We start from the raw sequence: 15,882 nt of genomic DNA, 5'->3' as shown, positions 1-15,882 counted from the left end.
CTTGGGCTGACAGCCCAAGCAAAGGGCTCTCTGCGCCGATGACCGGTCGGCACAGGGACGGCCCGCTCTCAGGATGCTCGTAGGCTTGCCTGCCATGACGACGCGGACAGAGGGGGATCAGGTGCTCAATCCGTGGACTCGCACGACCAGGAACGCACCGTACGCGGTCCCCGAGGACCTGCCGCACTTGCGGGCCCTCGCCGACACCCAAGTCCACCCCTCGCACGCGCGATACAAGCTCAACCTGACACTCCCGCCGGAACCGTTCGTCGGCCTCCACGACGCGCCCCTGGTCATGCTGTTGGCCAACCCGGGCGTGAGTGACGCGGACCCGGCCGCCTATGCCCGGCCCGGCGCGACCGAGCGAACTTTGCACCACATCGCGAACGCCGGCGGTTCTCCCAACCACTTCCTGACGCACGCCGACAAGACCCACCCAGGCTTCCGGTGGTGGTCCCGAACCCTGAACGGCCTGACGAAGCGGGGGCACAGTCACGACGAACTCACCCGGAAGATCCTTGCCGTGCAGTTCCACGGCTACCATTCGCGATCGTGGCGGCCCATCCCGTACACACTGCCCTCCCAGCCCTTCGCCTTCCACCTGGTGCGCCGCGCCATGTCCCGTGACGCGGTGATCGTCCTCGGCCGCATCGCGGCCACCTGGAAGATCGCCGTACCGGAGTTGGCGTCGTATCCGTTTGTGGTGACGCCGAGACAGAACCGGAGCGTGCAGATCAGCCGGGGCAACTTCAGCCCCGAGGACTTCGAGCGGATCGAACAAGCCATCAAGAGCTGAGCACGCACGGCGATGTGGTGTGCGCCCAGCGGGACGGGCTGTCAGAGGTTGGCACGCGCTTCGGCCAGCTTCACGTCCGCCGCCCGCATCTCCCCGCATGCCTGCGGGTGCTTCTGATCCATCTCCTCAAGCCGTACCGGTGACTTGGACAGAGCCGTGGTCGCCCTCAGGTCCAGTTCGGCGTCGAACTCGTACGGCTTGTGCGAACCGATCGGCGCCGGTCGCGGTGACGACTTCACGCGCGCCATCGCCGCGATCTTTCCTTCGCCCCCGCCGAAGTAGATCCACAGCCGGTCGCCCTCCCTCATCCGCTTCAGCGGCTTCCCGAGCCACCACTCGGTCGAGCCGGGGTCTTCGCCCGCCAGCCTCGCGACCCGCGCTGGGGTGGAGGGACCGTTCTCCATCGTGTCGCGCTCCGGGTCCAGGCAGTACAGCCAGTCCCGAGGACTGACGAGCTGGTAGACGGCTCGTCCGCCGCGATTCGGAATCTTTTCCAGCACCTCGTGGTCGGTCAGCGCCCGCAGCAGTGCGCGGGCCCGCCTGTCGTCGGTCTCCCAGCCGTAGCTGTTCATGGTGGCGACGACGCGGGCCGGGTCCCATTCTCCCTCCTCGGAGGTAACCCGGTTCTCCAGCACCTCCACTTGGGTCAGTCGAGTCTGATTGCGTGGCCGGCCGTGCCGCTCCAGCAAGTCGTACAGCTTTGCCGCGCCCATGCTCGCGGCGACGCCGAGGGAACTCCGGTCCACGGCGCCGCTTTCGTCGACCGCCACGATGGCCCTCTCCCGCCAATCCGCCAGGCCCTCCAGCAGTCTGGTCACGGCTGCGATGTCCCGCCACAGGTCATGAGGCGCGGTCCGCTCCGACAGCAGCACCTTGTCTTGCAGTACGGCGCTCACCACTCGGGCGAGCTGGTCGGAGCTGACCACGACGCTCTCCTGGCTTCCGTCGTCACCAAAATTGAAGTCAACCCGCGTCACCATGGAAACTCCTCTCCTCTGTATCGGAGAGGAGGTTACGTTCCACGTCTGAGGACGCGCCACCGTTTCGACCACACGTCTTCCCCAATACCGACATCAGCACCTGACTGTGGGGCTCAGCAACCGTGAGCCGGCACAGCGCCGAGATCACCGGGCTCTACCTGGACGACGTGTCCGCCGACCCCGCCCAACAGCCGGACGACCGGGTCCGCATGGTCTCCCCGCACGAACCGATGTACCGACGCGGCACGGTCGATCAACGACCATGTCTGCGCTGGCAATTTATGTGCAACAGTGGTGCGGGGGTGGACTCTCAGGCCGAGCGGAGGCCAGGGTGGCGGCATGGATTGGCAGTCTGAGAGCCCGGAACTCTGGGCGTTTCTGGAGTCCCTCCACCCCGGGGACATCCTGTCCGGCAGCGTCGCGGCGATCGAACGATTCGGGGTCTTCGTGGCCCTGGACGACGGGCCTGCCCATCCCCTCTTCCCTGGTGTCGGGTTCATCGTCATCCCCGAACTGTCCTGGCGGCACATCGACGCTCCCACCGATGTCGTTCAGGTAGACCAACGTGTCGCGTGCGAGTTCCTCCAGTTCGACACCTACAACGCTGAGGCCAGGCTGTCCTTGAAGGCACTGGAGCCAGATCCTCTCCAGGCTTTCGCCGACCGCACGGCCCTGGGCCAGGAACTCCGTGGGACGGTTGAGAGGACGGTCTCCTTCGGCGCCTTCGTCGACCTCGGGGACGGGATCGTAGGGCTGCTTCCTCTCAGGGAAGCCCACGGTCGGCCTGCGACAGGTCCGCGGGAAGACTTCGAGGCCGGAGAGGAGATCACCGTCGTCGTCACAAAGATCGACCCGCCGACCCGCCGGGTCCTCCTCACCAGACCGCAGGGGGCTGACACGCAAGGCATCGCGCAGGCCACCTGACGGCCGACCTGCCCCAGCCGTTGAACGGAGCACGGGACGGGGTGATCTGAGTGATGATGAGCAGGAACGACCGCGTGCGTACCTGCCGGTCGGTACCAGACGCTGTGGCCGGTGGCGGGATCGCCGGCAGGTGATCGCCGGGGCGCCTGCTCCAGCAGCTCCAGGCCGCGGCCGACCCTGCGGGCAAGATCGACGGGGACGTCTCGGTCGCCTCCGCGGCTCACCATCTGGCTCCGGACATGATCCGGCCCGACGAGTCCTAGCTCGTGGGCAGCGGGCGCTGGTCCGGCCCGTTGTAGGCGCCGAGGGAGCGGATCAGGGCGTTGTGTTCGAGCTGCTCGGCGATGTGGGCGGTCCACCCCGTGACGCGGCTCATTCCGCAGCACGTCCATCGGGTGGCAGGTCTCGGGCAGTCGCGCGAGAACCTCGGCCGTGGTGCGGTCGAGGGGGCGCAGGGCACGTTCCTGTGCCTGGAATTCGTTGCGGCGGGCGGCGGGGTCCTGGACCGGGTAGCCCCGGTAGGTGCGGGAGTTGGTCTCCTGGATAGCGGTGGTGTCGACGACGACACCGGCCAGTCCCCGGTGGATCTCGGGAGCGGTGGCGGTCATGGTGGTCTCCGGTGCTGTCGGTCAGTTGCCGGGCGGAGCCTGGCCCACGTGCGCGGCCAGGGCCTCGTGCCCGGAGGTCCGCGCGCGGTCCTCCACCAGCCGGTCGAGTCGTTCGGACGGTACGAAGTGGTCGGCGAGCCCGCACAGCAGGGCGTCGGCGGCGCCGACGGCTGCTCCGGTCAGGGCGAGGTGGGCGCCCGGCTCGCCGGGTGCCAGGGCGAGGAGGCAGGTGCCGCCGACGTCGGGGACGAAGCAGATGCCGGTCTCCGGCACGGCGACGCGGGAGCGCTCGGCCTGATCCCCGGCTCAGGCCGACGGGTCGGCGACCGGGTACGGGACGAAGGTGCTGGCGTTCTGGTCGATCCTAAGCGGGCGCCCGAGGGGCGGAGCCGCGCGCTGGGGGCAGTCGAGGCGCTCGCAGACGCGGCAGCCCATGCCGATCGGGGTCGCCGCCGACGCGTTGTCCAGGTCCAGGCCGTCCGAGTACACGAGCCGGTGGGCGTGGCGGATCTCGCAGCCGAGACCGATCGCGAAGGTCTTCCCGGGCTCGCCCCAGCCGCCCCGGTGCCGGGTGACGGCGCGGGCCGTCCACAGATGCCGCTGTCCGTCGGGCATGGCGGCGATCTGGACGTGGATGCGGCCGGGCGAGGCGAACGCCTCGTACACGTTCCACAGGGGGCAGGTGCCGCCGGCACGGGAGAAGTGGAAGCCGGTGGCGGACTGCCGCTTCGACATGTTGCCCGCCCGGTCGACGCGGACGAAGGAGAAGGGGACACCGCGCAGCCTGGGGCGTTGCAGGGTGCTGAGGCGGTGGCAGACCGTTTCGTAGCCGAGTCCGAAGCGGTCGGTGAGCCGTTCGATGTCGTACCGGAACTCCTCAGCCGCCGTGTGGAACGCCTCGTAGGGGAGGATCAGCGCGGCGGCGAAGTAGTTCGCGATGCCGATGCGCGCCAGTCGGTGGGCCGGGCCGCCCGGCGGGAAGTCCTCGGCCGCCTGTCCGTCCAGGCCGTCTCCGTATTCCAGGAGCGCGAGCTGCGTGGCCATGCGGAAGGCGCGCTGACCGGGGCGGAGGCGGGTGGACAGCCGCAGGGTGCGGGTCTTCTCGTCGTAGGAGTGCAGCCGGTCTCCCGTCTCGGTGGAGAAGCGGACGCCGTGCCGGTCGGCGAGCCGCCCGCTGAGGGCGCTGATGATGTCGCCCGGCCTGATGCCGATCTCCGCCGCGACCGCCTCCGCCGCGAGGTCGGTCTCGTGGAGGTAGTTCTGCCTGCGGTAGAAGAAGTCGCGGATCTCCTCGTGCGGGGAGCGCGGCAGCTCCGGGTCCGATCCACGCGGGTCCCCCGCGTCCGCGATCCGTTCGGAGAGCCGCTGGTTGCGCCGCCCCAGGTCGACCAGGACGCGGGCGACAGCCGGCATGCGCGCGGCGAGGTCGGCGAGGTCGGACGGGGAGACCCGAGCTGCGGCGAGCTCCCCCGACAGCGCTTCACGGAGGTCCGCGACGAGGCGGCTGGTGTCCCGCTCGGAGAAGAAGCCGGGATCGACACCGAAGGCCTCGGTGAGGCGCAGCAGCACGGGCACGGTGAGCGGTCGGGCGTCGTGCTCCATCTGGTTGAGGTAGCTGGGCGAGATCGCCAGGGTGCGCGCCAGCTCGGCCTGGCTCATTCCACGGTCCTCACGCAGTCGCCGCAGCCGCGCCCCCGCGTACGTCTTGCTCACCCTTGGCCTCCCGATCGTTCAGGACCTCGGCGTCAGCGTAGGCCAGCTGGACACCCCCTCACCCTTGGCAAGGTTGGCAAAACGCATCGGAACAATTCGCAAAACTTGGCATGGGTCCACGATTGATGGCACTGCGTGCCAATGCCAGAGTCTGAGTGCGGCCCGCCGGACCCGACAGGTCCAGGGGCTAGATCGGGAACCGATCCATGCCCTGGCTTCGGCAAACCCGACCTGGTCACACCTGGATCGGCACAGTTCGCTCACCGCCGCCCGTCCGGGCGTCGGCGGGCCGCACTCTCTCGAAAAGACACTCAGTGCCAAGCTGCACAGGTTCATAGCCGCATTGGCAAGGCACGACCGAAGGAGACGGTGACGGTCATGGCAGACACCCACACGACGACGGCGGAGATGCTGGCCGAGCGCTGGGCGACGGACCCGCGCTGGAAGGGCATCGAGCGCACGTACACCGCCGAGGACGTGGTCCGGCTCTCCGGCAGCGTCCGCGAGGAGCACACCCTGGCCCGGCGCGGCGGCGAGCGACTGTGGCGGCAGCTGCACGACCTGGACTACGTCCACGCGCTCGGCGCCCTGACCGGCGGCCAGGCCGTGCAGCAGGTCCGCGCCGGCCTCCAGGCCGTCTACCTGTCTGGCTGGCAGGTCGCCGCCGACGCCAACCAGGCCGGCCACACCTACCCCGACCAGAGCCTCTACCCCGTCAACTCCGTCCCGCAGGTGGTCCGCCGGATCAACAACGCGCTGCTGCGCGCCGACCAGATCGCCACCGCCGAGGGCGGCACGGACACCACGGACTGGCTCGCGCCGATCGTCGCCGACGCCGAGGCCGGCTTCGGCGGTCCGCTGAACGCCTTCGAGCTGACGAAGGCGATGATCGCGGCCGGCGCGGCGGGCATCCACTACGAGGACCAGTTGGCCTCGGAGAAGAAGTGCGGCCACCTCGGCGGCAAGGTCCTCGTCCCCACCGCCCAGCACATTCGCACCCTCAACGCGGCCCGGCTCGCCGCCGACATCGCGGACACCCCGACCCTGGTCGTCGCCCGCACCGACGCCCTGGCCGCCACCCTGCTCACCAGCGACATCGACGAACGCGACGCCCCGTTCGTCACCGGTGAGCGCACCGCCGAGGGCTTCTACCACGTCCAGAACGGCATGGGCCCCGTCATCGCCCGCGGCCTCGCCTACGCCCCGTACGCCGACCTCATCTGGGTCGAGACCGGCACCCCGGACCTGGCGCAGGCCCGCGAGTTCGCCGAGGCGATCCACGCCGAGCACCCCGACCAGATGCTGGCGTACAACTGCTCGCCGTCCTTCAACTGGAAGGCGGCCCTGGACGACGACCAGATTGCCAAGTTCCAGCGCGAACTCGGGGCCATGGGATACAAGTTCCAGTTCATCACGCTGGCCGGCTTCCACTCCCTCAACCACGGCATGTTCGACCTGGCCCGCGGCTACGCCGAGCACGGCATGACCGCCTACGTCGACCTCCAGGAACGCGAGTTCGCCGCCCAGGAGCACGGCTTCACCGCCGTCAAGCACCAGCGCGAGGTCGGCACCGGCTACTTCGACCTGGTCTCCACCGCCGTCAACCCGGCCTCCTCCACCACCGCGCTCGCCGGGTCCACCGAGGAGGAGCAGTTCCACTAGGCACCACCGCGACCGGACAGTTCGCGTCCCGGCCGAACGGGGGCGAACGACCGTCTCCGCCCGCCCCCGTTCCCCCCGCAGCCCAGGAGAATCCGATGACCACCAGCGCCCCGACCCGTGAGATCCGTGTCCTGGCCGCCCCCGGTGACCGCCACGGTGAGATCCTCACCCCCGCCGCCCTCGACTTCGTCGGCAAGCTGGCCGCCGCCTTCGGCGAGCGCCGCCAGTGGCTCCTGAAAGAGCGCCGCCGGCAGGCCATCCGGCTCGCCACCGGTTCCCCGCTCGACTTCCCGGTCACCACCTCGGGCGTCCGCGCGGACCGTGCCTGGCGGGTGGCCCCGCCCGCACCCGGGCTGACCGACCGCAGGGTCGAGATCACCGGCCCGCCCGAGCGCCGCATGGCCGTGAACGCGCTCAACTCCGGAGCGCGCGTGTGGAGGGCGGACTTCGAGGACGCCACCGCGCCAACCTGGGACAACGTCATCGGCGGGCAGCTGGTCCTGCTCGACGCGATCGAGCGGCGCATCGACTTCACCACGCCGGAGGGCAAGGAGTACCGCCTCGGGGAGCACCCCGCCACCATCATGGTCCGGCCGCGCGGCTGGCACCTCGACGAGGCGCACCTGGAGCTCGACGGCCGTCCCGTCCCCGCCTCCCTTGTCGACTTCGGCCTGTACTTCTTCCACTGCGCGCAGCGGCAGATCGACGCCGGGTACGGCCCGTACTTCTCCCTCCCCAAGCTGGAGAACCACTACGAGGCCCGGCTGTGGAACGACGTGTTCCTCCTCGCCCAGGAGCTCCTGGGCATCCCCCGGGGCACGGTCCGCGCCACCGTCCTGATCGAGACGATCACCGCCGCCTTCCAGATGGAGGAGATCCTCCACGAACTCCGCGAGCACAGCGCGGGCCTCAGCGCCGGGCGCTGGGACTACCTGTTCAGCCTGATCAAGACCTTCGGCCACCGCACCGACTTCCTCCTCCCCGACCGGGCGAAGGTCACCATGACCGCGCCCTTCATGCGGGCGTACACCGAACTCCTGGTCCGCACCTGCCACCGGCGCGGCGCCCACGCCATCGGCGGCATGGCAGCCCAGGTCCCCGGCAAGGACCCGGCGGCGAACGAGGCCGCCCTCGCCAAGGTGCGGCTCGACAAGGAGCGGGAGGCCGAGGACGGCTTCGACGGCTCCTGGGTCGCCCACCCGGGCCTCGTCCCGGTCTGCCTGGAAGTCTTCGACGGTGTCCTGGGCGGCCTTCCGGAGCAGATCCACCGGACCCGTGACGACGTGGCGGCCACGGCGGCGGACCTGCTCTCCGTGCGCCGCATCAGCGGCCCGCCCACGGCCGAGGGGGTGCGCACCAACATCGCCGTGGCCCTGCGCTACTTCGACGCCTGGCTGCGCGGGCAGGGAGCCGTCGCCATCGACGGGCTGATGGAGGACGCCGCCACCGCCGAGATCGCCCGCGTCCAGATCTGGCAGTGGCTGCGCCACCGGGTCATCGAACGGGAGGAGGTGCTCCTGGTCCTCGACGAGGAGCTGGCCCGGGTCGGCGCGGAGTACCCGTGGGCCGCGCTCGACGAGATCCGCGCGCTGTTCGAGAGGACCGCGCTCGCGCCGGAACTGCCGCTGTTCTTCACCCCCGAGGCGTACACGCGCCGCCTCGTCCGGACCACCACCTCGGAAGCGACGGCATGAGCGGCACCGACATCCGCCGCGTCGGGATCGTCGGCGGCGGCCAGATGGGGGCCGGCATCGCCGAGGTGTGCGCACGAGCCGGGCTCGACACCCTGCTCTGCGAAGCGAACTGCCCCGCGGCCACCGCCGCCCGTGAGCGGATCGCCGTCTCACTGGAACGAGCCGTCCAGCGCGGCAAGCTCGACCGCTCCTCGGCCGAAGCCGCCCTCGCACGGATCATGGCCACGGCGGAACTCACCGATCTGGCCGACCGGCAGCTCGTCGTCGAGGCCGTCACCGAGGACGCCGATGTCAAGACCTCGTTGTTCACGGCCCTCGACAAGATCGTCGAGGACCCGGCGGCGATCCTGGCCACCAACACCTCCTCCCTGCCCGTAATGCGCCTGGGCATGACCACCGGCCGGGCCGACCGGGTCGTGGGACTGCACTTCTTCAACCCCGTACCCGTGCTCCCCCTCGTTGAGGTCGTCACCACCCTGCACACCTCGGCCGACGTGACCGCCGATGTGACGGAGTTCGCCACGGACGTGCTCGGCAAGACCGTCATCCACGCGCACGACCGCGCCGGCTTCGTGGTCAACGCCCTCCTCGTCCCGTACGTCCTCTCCGCGATCCGCGTGACCGAGTCCGGCTTCGCCACCGCCACGGACGTCGACCGCGGCATGGAACTCGGCTGCGCCCACCCGATGGGTCCCCTGCGACTCGCGGACCTGATCGGCCTCGACACGGTCGCCTCGATCGCCGTGTCGCTGTACGACGAGTTCAAGGAACCCCTGTACGCCCCGCCGCCGCAGCTCATGCGCATGGTCGAGGCGGGGCTGCTCGGCCGGAAGACGGGACGCGGGTTCCACACGTACCACCGGGAGGAGAGACCCGGTAGCCCGGGCTGAGGGGCCCTGGGCGGCGCGCGAGTACCGGGTGAGGGTCCGGTGCGGCGTGTACGAAGGAGGGCGGGGAAGCGTGGAGGCTTCCCGCCCTCCTGCGTGCTCCCCCTCCTGCGTGCTCCCCCTCCTGCGCGCTCCCCCCCTCCTGCGTGCTCCCTCATCCCGCGTGGCACCCCACCCACCGGGCGACGGCGGCCGGTCCTCCGCGACCTGGTCCGGTCCACCCCTCACCGGGTCCGATCCGGATCCGGCGAACCTGGCGCGGCCGGGTCCTCCCTCACCGGCCTCCGACGGGCCGTGCTCGCCGAACACGCCTCCCGCCCGCATCGCGTGGTCGAGGCCGAGGACCCGTGGCGCGACCGCGCCCAGGGCGCCCGGGGCGGCAGCACCGAGGCGGTCCACGACTGGCGGCGCGCCACCGCGTCGGTCGAACCGGGTGGGCCGCCCGATCCACATCACGCCCGGACGGAGACTGGCCGAGACGGTGGGCGACGACGACGGAGACATCGTCGTCATGCCGGACGCCCACGAATCGTTCCGGCAGTTCGTCAGCGGCGGCACGTGGATCCAGTGGGGCGCCTGTCCCGGCGCCCCGGACGAGATCCTGATCTCCGCCCCGCTGGACGAGGCCGCCGAGGACATCAGTCGGACACACGCCGCGGCCAGGGCGGAGCACGGCAGGATCATGGACCGGCCGTCGACCGTCGTCGTCGCGGGCTCGCTCCTGGCGGTCATTGCTTCCCCGTTCTTCCCGCTTCGCGGGAACCGGACGTGTCCGGACCGCCCCGGCCCGCGGTCCGGTCCCCGGCCGCGGGCCGTGTCCGCGTGCTTCCGGTCCCGCGCCGCGGCGGGTGAGGGCTCAGCAGCGGGCCCTCACCCGCGCGGTCCTCAAGCGCCCCAGCGCAGCGCGATGGTGTCGCCCACGTTGATCGTCTTCTCGCGGAGGGCACCGGCGAAGGCGGAGCCGTCGACGCTGACCTTCCAGGTGTTCGAGCCGCTGTTGGCCTTGCCGTTGACTGCGGTGATCGTGCCGGTTCCCGAGGCCGGGGTCACCGAGGTGACACATCCGGACGGGGTCGCGGCGCTCATGGCGGCGGCGAGGACGTCGCCGAGGGTCGTGGTCGTCCCCGTGGGCGTGAAGGCCACCGAGCACACCTTGAGGTTTCCGGCGCCGTCGTCGACGGTCAGGGCCAGCTTGGTGGCGGTTCCGGCCGTGAAGGCGGGCTGGGCGACCCACTGGGGGGCGCCCGGGGTGGCCGGGACCGGCGGGGCGGTGGTGAAGCCGCCTCCGGCGACCGCGCGGAGCGCGTCGATGGAGGAGTAGGCGGAGGGCACGGTATCGGCCGGCTTGTACTTGAAGCCGCCCGCCGGGTTGTACTGGTTGGCGATGAGGAAGTCGACCGGCGTCTTGCCGGGGACCGTGGTGAAGTCGGCGGACTGCGGGTTGATACCGCAGGCGTTGAGCCCGGCGATGCCCCAGCCGTTGGAGCTGGTGTTGACGCCGTACAGGGAGTTGAACGCGCCGGAGGAGGCGACCAGTTTGCCCTTGAGGAAATTCTTGGCCTGCACGACGTCGGTGTCGGTGCTGGGGACGCCGGAGACGCAGAGGGCGGCCATCGCCGCGCCGGTCATGTCGATGTCGCTCGCCGAGGCGAGGCCCGTGGGGTTGCCCTCCACCTTCTGGTAGGTCCAGCCGCCGTCGTTGTGCTGGTTGGCCCGGAGACGGGCGACGATCGAGTCGGTCAGGGTCTGGGGGATGCGGGCGGTGCCGGCCTGGGTCTTGGCACCGCGCAACGCGAGGGCGGCGAAGACGGTGCCGTTGAAGTTCGCGGACGGGCCGAAGTAACCGGACTCTGCGGTCTGCCAGTACGCGTAGATGTCCGCGACGAGGTTGCGCGAGGCGGACACGCGGGCCGGATCGATGCCCGCGGCATAGGCGTTGAGCGCGCCGCGCTCGTAGTCCGTGACCACCGGGGTGGCCGACGGCCAGCCGGCCGTCGACAGCAGGTTCCGGTAGACGGTTCTGGCGTTCTTGGTGGTGTCGCCGCCGGGGGCCACGTCGACGACGGCGGTACCGGCGGCGGCGAGCGCGCTGAAGGCCCATTCGTTGGAGAGACCGGAGCCGGCGTACGAACCGTCGGCGGCCTGCAGGGACTTGATGTAGGCGACGCCGTTGGTCTTGGACGTGGCTATCTGCGCGGGCGTGGAGGTCGCGAACGCGGGCAACGTGCCGAGGGCGAGGGCGCCGAGCGCCGCGGGCACCGCGAGAGAGAGACGGCGGGAGGTACGGGGAAGGGGCATGGGCCTGCTCCTGGAGGTCGGCGGACGCCGGCCGCTCGGCACATGCCCCGCGTCGCCCCGACGGGGCACGGCCGGGGAATCTCCGGGGAGCCGCCGTCCGGAACGCGTGGTACGGCTTCTGTGCTGCGTCGCCGTATGGGCATTCGGGCTCGGAGACGGCCCCCGCCGTCTCGACACCGTTGCGCGTCAGCTCCGGATTCGCACCGGATTCCCCCACTTGGCAGCCCAGGACGCTACCCGAACGACCACAGGACCGCCAGCGGCACCACCGGAAGCGGCCTCGGGGGCGACGCGCCGGATCCCGATGAGACGGACGGCATATTGACGGTGCCGACGGATCCGTGTTGCACTCCGTCCGATAAGCAGTCAGCACCAGGGGAAGCCGGTCGAATTCCGGCACTGACCCGCAACCGTAGGCCCGGATCGTCCCGGGTGAGTCGGAATGCCTGGAGCTGGATCTCCGTACGAAGAACGCCGTCGCGGACTACGGTGTGGTCGTCGCCGCCTCTCCACGGCACCAGAGCCGTTCGAGGGCGCACCGCCACGCGCGCGGTCCGCCCGGCAGAGACGAGGGCCGCGGTGGGGACCGAACAGCAGGCGAGACGGGGGCCGAGGGCGAGACGGGGGCTCTTGTCCGCCCTGACCGCTTCCCTTCTGACGCTCGGTGCGGCTCTGACCCACCTCACGACGGCCTCGCCTGCGAGCGCCGACCCGATCGCGAAGTGCACCCGCACCAAGGGCGCCATCGTCGCCGTGGACTTCGGGAAGTGGGGCGGCCCCGTCGTCCGCGGCTGCGACACCACCCCCACCACCGGCTACGACCTGCTGCACGCGGGCGAGTTCACCACCGAGGGCACCGGCCACGACGGTCCCGCGTTCATTTGCCGCATCGGCAATCGCGCCTTCAACTCCGGTAAGAAATACCCCACTCCGGCCCAGGAGGACTGCGTCCTCACCCCGCAGGCCACCGCCTACTGGTCGTACTGGATCGCCTCCCCCGGCCAGAAGAAGTGGACGTACAGCCCGTTGGGCGCCATGTCACGCACCCTGAAGCCGGGTGACGTGGACGCCTGGGTCTTCGGCGCTACGGACATCGGCGGCACCAAGGGCAGGCCGTCGTTCACTCCCGACGACGTCCGCGCGGACGGTGGCGACCCGCCGGCCCCCGGCGACCCACCGGCGCCGAACGTGCCCCCGGGCACGATTGATCTGCCCGCAGCGACCCGCTGGCTCACCGAGCGGCTGACCAACGGACAGCGCGTCGTCAACGACGGCGACACGACGCCCAACTACCCCGCCACAACCGAGGTCGCCTATGCCCTGGCGGCCACCGACAGCGAGAACGCCACGGCCCGGCGGATCGCGGCCTTCCTCGGCCGGCCCGAACACACCGACGCGTACGCCTACCCGGCCGGGAAGGACGAGGCGCCGGACGCAACCGCCGCCGCACGCCTCGCCCTCCTCGCAGAGGCCACCGGCAAGGACCCCCGGAACTTCGGCGGCCACGACCTCCTCGGCGACCTCATGGCGAACGTCTGCCTCAGCGGCTCGGACGCACCTCAACCCGTCCCCGGCTGCACGACCAAGGGCGACTTCCGCACGACCGGACAGACCGAGGGCCAGACCCTGGCCGTCATCGCGCTGCTGAACGGAGGCATTACCCCGCCGGCCGATTCGGTGACCCGTCTGACCCAACTCCAGTGCGACGACGGCGGGTTCCCCAGCTTCCTGATCCTGGACGGCCAGGTCTGCGAGAGCGAGGCACCGACCACCGCACTCGTCGCGCTCGCCCTCCAGCACGCCGGCGGCCACACCCCGGCGGTCACCAGGGCCCGCTCCTCCCTCAAGAAGGCCCAGTTCGAGACGGGTTCCTGGCCGGCCGCCTCGTACAGCGTCCCGGGCAGCGCGTACGCCACCGGCTGGGTCGCCCAGACCCTGCGCGCCCTGGGCGACCGCGCCCACGCGGACGCCGGCCTCTCCTGGCTCTCCCGGCAGCAACTCCCCGGCGGCGGCTTCGCCTTCGAGGAAGGCACCACCGACCCGCTGTTGTACGCCACCACCGCGGCCGTCATCGCCGGCGCGAAGAGCGACCTGGTGACGCTCACGACGAAGGAGCCCGTCCCGCCGACCACGCCCCCGACGACCCCGCCCACCACGCCTCCCACGACGGGCCCCACCGCTCCCCCGGCCGGTGACGGACCGGACCTGAAGAAGGGTTCGGCCTACCTCACCGACCACAAGCGGCTGATCCAGGGCCGGTATTACGAGGGCAGCCCCCGCTTCGCGGACTACGGCATGACCATCGACGGCGCCTACGCGCTCGCCGCCACCGGCCACGACAACGCCACCCTGCGCAACATCGTCGACTTCCTCGACCAGGGCGGCAAGGACGCCTCGGGCCGCGGAGTCCACGACTGGACGAAGATCGGTACGAAGTACGCGGGCGGCGGCTTCATCGGCAAGACCGCGGTGCTCGCCGAGTCCGTGGGCCGCGACCCCCGGAACTTCGGTGGGAAGAACCTGATCGCCGCGCTCGCCAAGAGCATCTGCGCGGCCGCGACCCCGGCCGAGCCCCGCAGGTGCGCGGGCAAGGGCAACTACACCTACGCCACCTCGGTCTTCTCCCAGTCCCTCGGCATCATCGCCCAGGTCCGGGCGGGCGAGACGGCAGCCGCCGCGCAGCCCGTCACCTATCTCAAGAGTCTCCGCGACCCGTCGACGGGCGCCTGGCCCAGCCTCATCGGCGAGCCGAGCGACATCGAGGTCGACTCGACCGCCATGGCCGCCATGACCCTGGACCTGCTGCCCGACGCCGACTCGAAGGCGGCCGTGGACCGGGCCCTGAAGTGGCTGGCCGGGCGACAGCTCCCCGACGGCGGCTTCACCGGCGCCTCCGGCAACTCCGTGAACTCGGCGGCGCTCGCCGTCCAGGGTCTGTCACTGGACGCCGACACGTACGCCACCGAGATCGCGAAGGCCCGCACGTTCCTCGCCTCGCAGCAGAACAAGGACGGCGGATTCAACGTCATCAAGGGCGGCCAGCCGGGATCGGACGTCCGGGCCTCCACCCAGGCGGTCGGCGGCGCCACCGGCATCTCCTTCGGCGTCCTGACCCGCGACCTGAGCGGCACCACCCCGCAACCCGTCCCGAGCATCTCCGGGCAGCCCGGCACCTCCACCCCCGTGATCATCACCGAGGGTGAGAACGGCGGAGCCTCCGGAGGCCAGGCCACCGGTACGGGCGGTGGCAGCCTCGCCGCGACCGGATCCCAGGTCACCGGCCTCGCCGTCGCGGCCGTCCTCCTCGTCCTCGCCGGCTGGGGCGCGACCCATGCCGCCCGCAGGCGCCGCGAGACCGCCGGCGGTCAGGCATGACCGCCCGACAGGGCGCCCGCGGCCTCGCCCGTACGACGACCGCTCTGGGGCTGACGGTGGCGGCCTTCGCCGCCACCACCGCCCCGGCCGCAGCCGCCCCCCAGCCCATGGGACAGTGCACCACCTCCTCCGGCGCCGTGCTCGCCGTCGACTTCAGCCACTGGGGCGGGCCGATCTACCGTTCCTGCGGCACCACGCCCACCACCGGGTACGAACTCCTCAACCAGGGCGGCTGGCGCACCACCGGCACCGGCCACGACGGCCCCGCCTTCATCTGCCGCATCGGCTACAGCGGCCACCAGGGAGGCAAGCAGTACCCGACGCCCCAGCAGGACGACTGCGTGCTGACCCCGCCCGCCTCGGCGTACTGGTCGTACTGGCACGCCGACCCGGGGCAGAACACCTGGACGTACAGCCAGCTCGGCGCCATGCTCTACAAGCCCAGGCCCGGCAGTGTCGACCTGTGGATCTTCGGTGGCACCAACATCGAGGGAACGCAGGGGCGCCCGACCGTCACCCCCGACCAACTGCGCGCGAAGAACACGAGGCCCACCGGCGGCGGGCCCGTGCCCCGCGACACTCGGACGGCGGCTCCGCTGCCCCCGGGCGTCGACACCGGGCCGGCACCGGGAAATCCGCCCCCGGCCGACCGGGCCACGCCTCCCCCGCCGTCCCCCTCCCGCTCGGTCACGGCGAGCCCGACTCCGTCGAAGATCGTCTCCCCGACACCGACACCGACACCGACTCCGTCCGCCACGCCGTCGGCGACGACCGGCTCTCCGGCGGTGGCAGCACCCAGCCCCAAGGTGGTCGACGCGGCACCGGCGGCGGACGCGGCCCATGACGCGGGCTCCTGGGTGCCCGCCGTCATCACCGGTGCCCTGGGTCTGCTGATCGGCGCCGCCGCCGTGTTCGCGGCCAAGCGCCGCCGCCGTACGGAGTAGC

10 protein-coding genes and 2 pseudogenes are annotated in these 15,882 nt (G+C 71.2%); 7 read left to right on the top strand and 5 right to left on the bottom strand.

The features are described from left to right. Positions 1-94: 94 nt before the first annotated feature. The gene (locus DTB53_RS27780; RefSeq protein ID WP_106431686.1) at positions 95-796 is read left to right on the top strand and encodes a hypothetical protein; all 702 of its coding nucleotides are present in this window, start codon (positions 95-97) and stop codon (positions 794-796) included. A 41-nt stretch (positions 797-837) separates the two neighbouring features. Here DTB53_RS27780 and DTB53_RS27775 read toward each other — a convergent pair whose 3' ends face one another. Beyond that, positions 838-1,776: an EVE domain-containing protein gene (locus tag DTB53_RS27775; RefSeq protein ID WP_003965680.1), complete on the bottom strand. Its 939-nt coding sequence runs from the start codon at positions 1,774-1,776 to the stop codon at positions 838-840. 339 nt (positions 1,777-2,115) lie between these two features. Between DTB53_RS27775 and DTB53_RS27770 the strand changes: the two genes are divergently transcribed. Further along, positions 2,116-2,700: a S1 RNA-binding domain-containing protein gene (locus tag DTB53_RS27770; protein ID WP_012378685.1), complete on the top strand. Its 585-nt coding sequence runs from the start codon at positions 2,116-2,118 to the stop codon at positions 2,698-2,700. Positions 2,701-3,077: 377 nt separating this feature from the next. On the opposite strand, the pseudogene DTB53_RS37590 reads toward DTB53_RS27770, so the two are convergent. The 3 genes and pseudogenes from DTB53_RS37590 to DTB53_RS27755 form a co-directional block, all read right to left on the bottom strand. Then, positions 3,078-3,308, bottom strand: a pseudogene (locus tag DTB53_RS37590) (bifunctional 2-methylcitrate synthase/citrate synthase); the annotation flags it as partial. Positions 3,309-3,335: 27 nt separating this feature from the next. Next, a pseudogene (locus DTB53_RS27760) lies at positions 3,336-3,599 on the bottom strand (enoyl-CoA hydratase/isomerase family protein); the annotation flags it as partial. Between the two features lie 15 nt (positions 3,600-3,614). Next, entirely contained in the window at positions 3,615-5,021 is a 1,407-nt protein-coding gene (locus tag DTB53_RS27755) for a short-chain fatty acyl-CoA regulator family protein (RefSeq protein ID WP_012378687.1), read from the bottom strand. Positions 5,022-5,399: 378 nt separating this feature from the next. Here DTB53_RS27755 and aceA point away from each other — a divergent pair, with 378 nt between their 5' ends. The 3 genes from aceA to DTB53_RS27740 all read left to right on the top strand — a co-directional run bounded on the left by aceA (position 5,400) and on the right by DTB53_RS27740 (position 9,267). Further along, positions 5,400-6,683, top strand: a complete 1,284-nt coding sequence (aceA, locus tag DTB53_RS27750; RefSeq protein WP_012378688.1) for an isocitrate lyase — start codon at positions 5,400-5,402, stop codon at positions 6,681-6,683. A gap of 95 nt (positions 6,684-6,778) precedes the next feature. Beyond that, complete coding sequence (gene aceB, locus DTB53_RS27745) at positions 6,779-8,377, top strand: malate synthase A (RefSeq protein ID WP_012378689.1); 1,599 nt, start codon at positions 6,779-6,781, stop codon at positions 8,375-8,377. Beyond that, on the top strand, positions 8,374-9,267 hold the full coding sequence (locus DTB53_RS27740; RefSeq protein WP_012378690.1) for a 3-hydroxybutyryl-CoA dehydrogenase: 894 nt from the start codon (positions 8,374-8,376) through the stop codon (positions 9,265-9,267). Before aceB ends, DTB53_RS27740 begins: the two co-directional genes overlap by 4 nt. A gap of 882 nt (positions 9,268-10,149) precedes the next feature. Here DTB53_RS27740 and DTB53_RS27730 read toward each other — a convergent pair. Continuing rightward, a complete protein-coding gene (locus DTB53_RS27730; protein ID WP_012378692.1) occupies positions 10,150-11,562 on the bottom strand; it encodes a prenyltransferase/squalene oxidase repeat-containing protein in 1,413 nt (470 codons plus the stop codon). Positions 11,563-12,141: 579 nt separating this feature from the next. Here DTB53_RS27730 and DTB53_RS27725 point away from each other — a divergent pair. Further along, positions 12,142-14,937, top strand: coding sequence for a prenyltransferase/squalene oxidase repeat-containing protein (locus DTB53_RS27725; protein ID WP_012378693.1), 2,796 nt, complete (start codon positions 12,142-12,144; stop codon positions 14,935-14,937). Then, positions 14,934-15,881 carry a hypothetical protein gene (locus DTB53_RS27720; RefSeq protein ID WP_012378694.1) on the top strand — a complete coding sequence of 316 codons (948 nt, stop codon included), beginning with the start codon at positions 14,934-14,936 and terminating at the stop codon, positions 15,879-15,881. The genes DTB53_RS27725 and DTB53_RS27720 overlap by 4 nt, the downstream gene beginning before the upstream one ends. Position 15,882: the final 1 nt, after the last annotated feature.

Origin of the sequence: Streptomyces griseus (assembly GCF_900460065.1) — a bacterium.
Classification (GTDB): Bacteria; Actinomycetota; Actinomycetes; order Streptomycetales; family Streptomycetaceae; genus Streptomyces; species Streptomyces griseus.
The sequence above is the reverse complement of the archived record's forward strand: the minus strand, read 5'-3'. Positions and strand labels throughout refer to the sequence as shown.

What these genes read in the sequence shown, in the direction of transcription:
- DTB53_RS27730 (WP_012378692.1), bottom strand. Translation starts at nt 11,562, where the DNA reads ATGCCCCTTCCCCGTACCTCCCGCCGTCTCTCTCTCGCGGTGCCCGCG.
- DTB53_RS27780 (WP_106431686.1), top strand. Translation starts at nt 95, where the DNA reads ATGACGACGCGGACAGAGGGGGATCAGGTGCTCAATCCGTGGACTCGC.
- DTB53_RS27720 (WP_012378694.1), top strand. Translation starts at nt 14,934, where the DNA reads ATGACCGCCCGACAGGGCGCCCGCGGCCTCGCCCGTACGACGACCGCT.
- aceA (WP_012378688.1), top strand. Translation starts at nt 5,400, where the DNA reads ATGGCAGACACCCACACGACGACGGCGGAGATGCTGGCCGAGCGCTGG.
- DTB53_RS27740 (WP_012378690.1), top strand. Translation starts at nt 8,374, where the DNA reads ATGAGCGGCACCGACATCCGCCGCGTCGGGATCGTCGGCGGCGGCCAG.
- aceB (WP_012378689.1), top strand. Translation starts at nt 6,779, where the DNA reads ATGACCACCAGCGCCCCGACCCGTGAGATCCGTGTCCTGGCCGCCCCC.
- DTB53_RS27770 (WP_012378685.1), top strand. Translation starts at nt 2,116, where the DNA reads ATGGATTGGCAGTCTGAGAGCCCGGAACTCTGGGCGTTTCTGGAGTCC.
- DTB53_RS27775 (WP_003965680.1), bottom strand. Translation starts at nt 1,776, where the DNA reads ATGGTGACGCGGGTTGACTTCAATTTTGGTGACGACGGAAGCCAGGAG.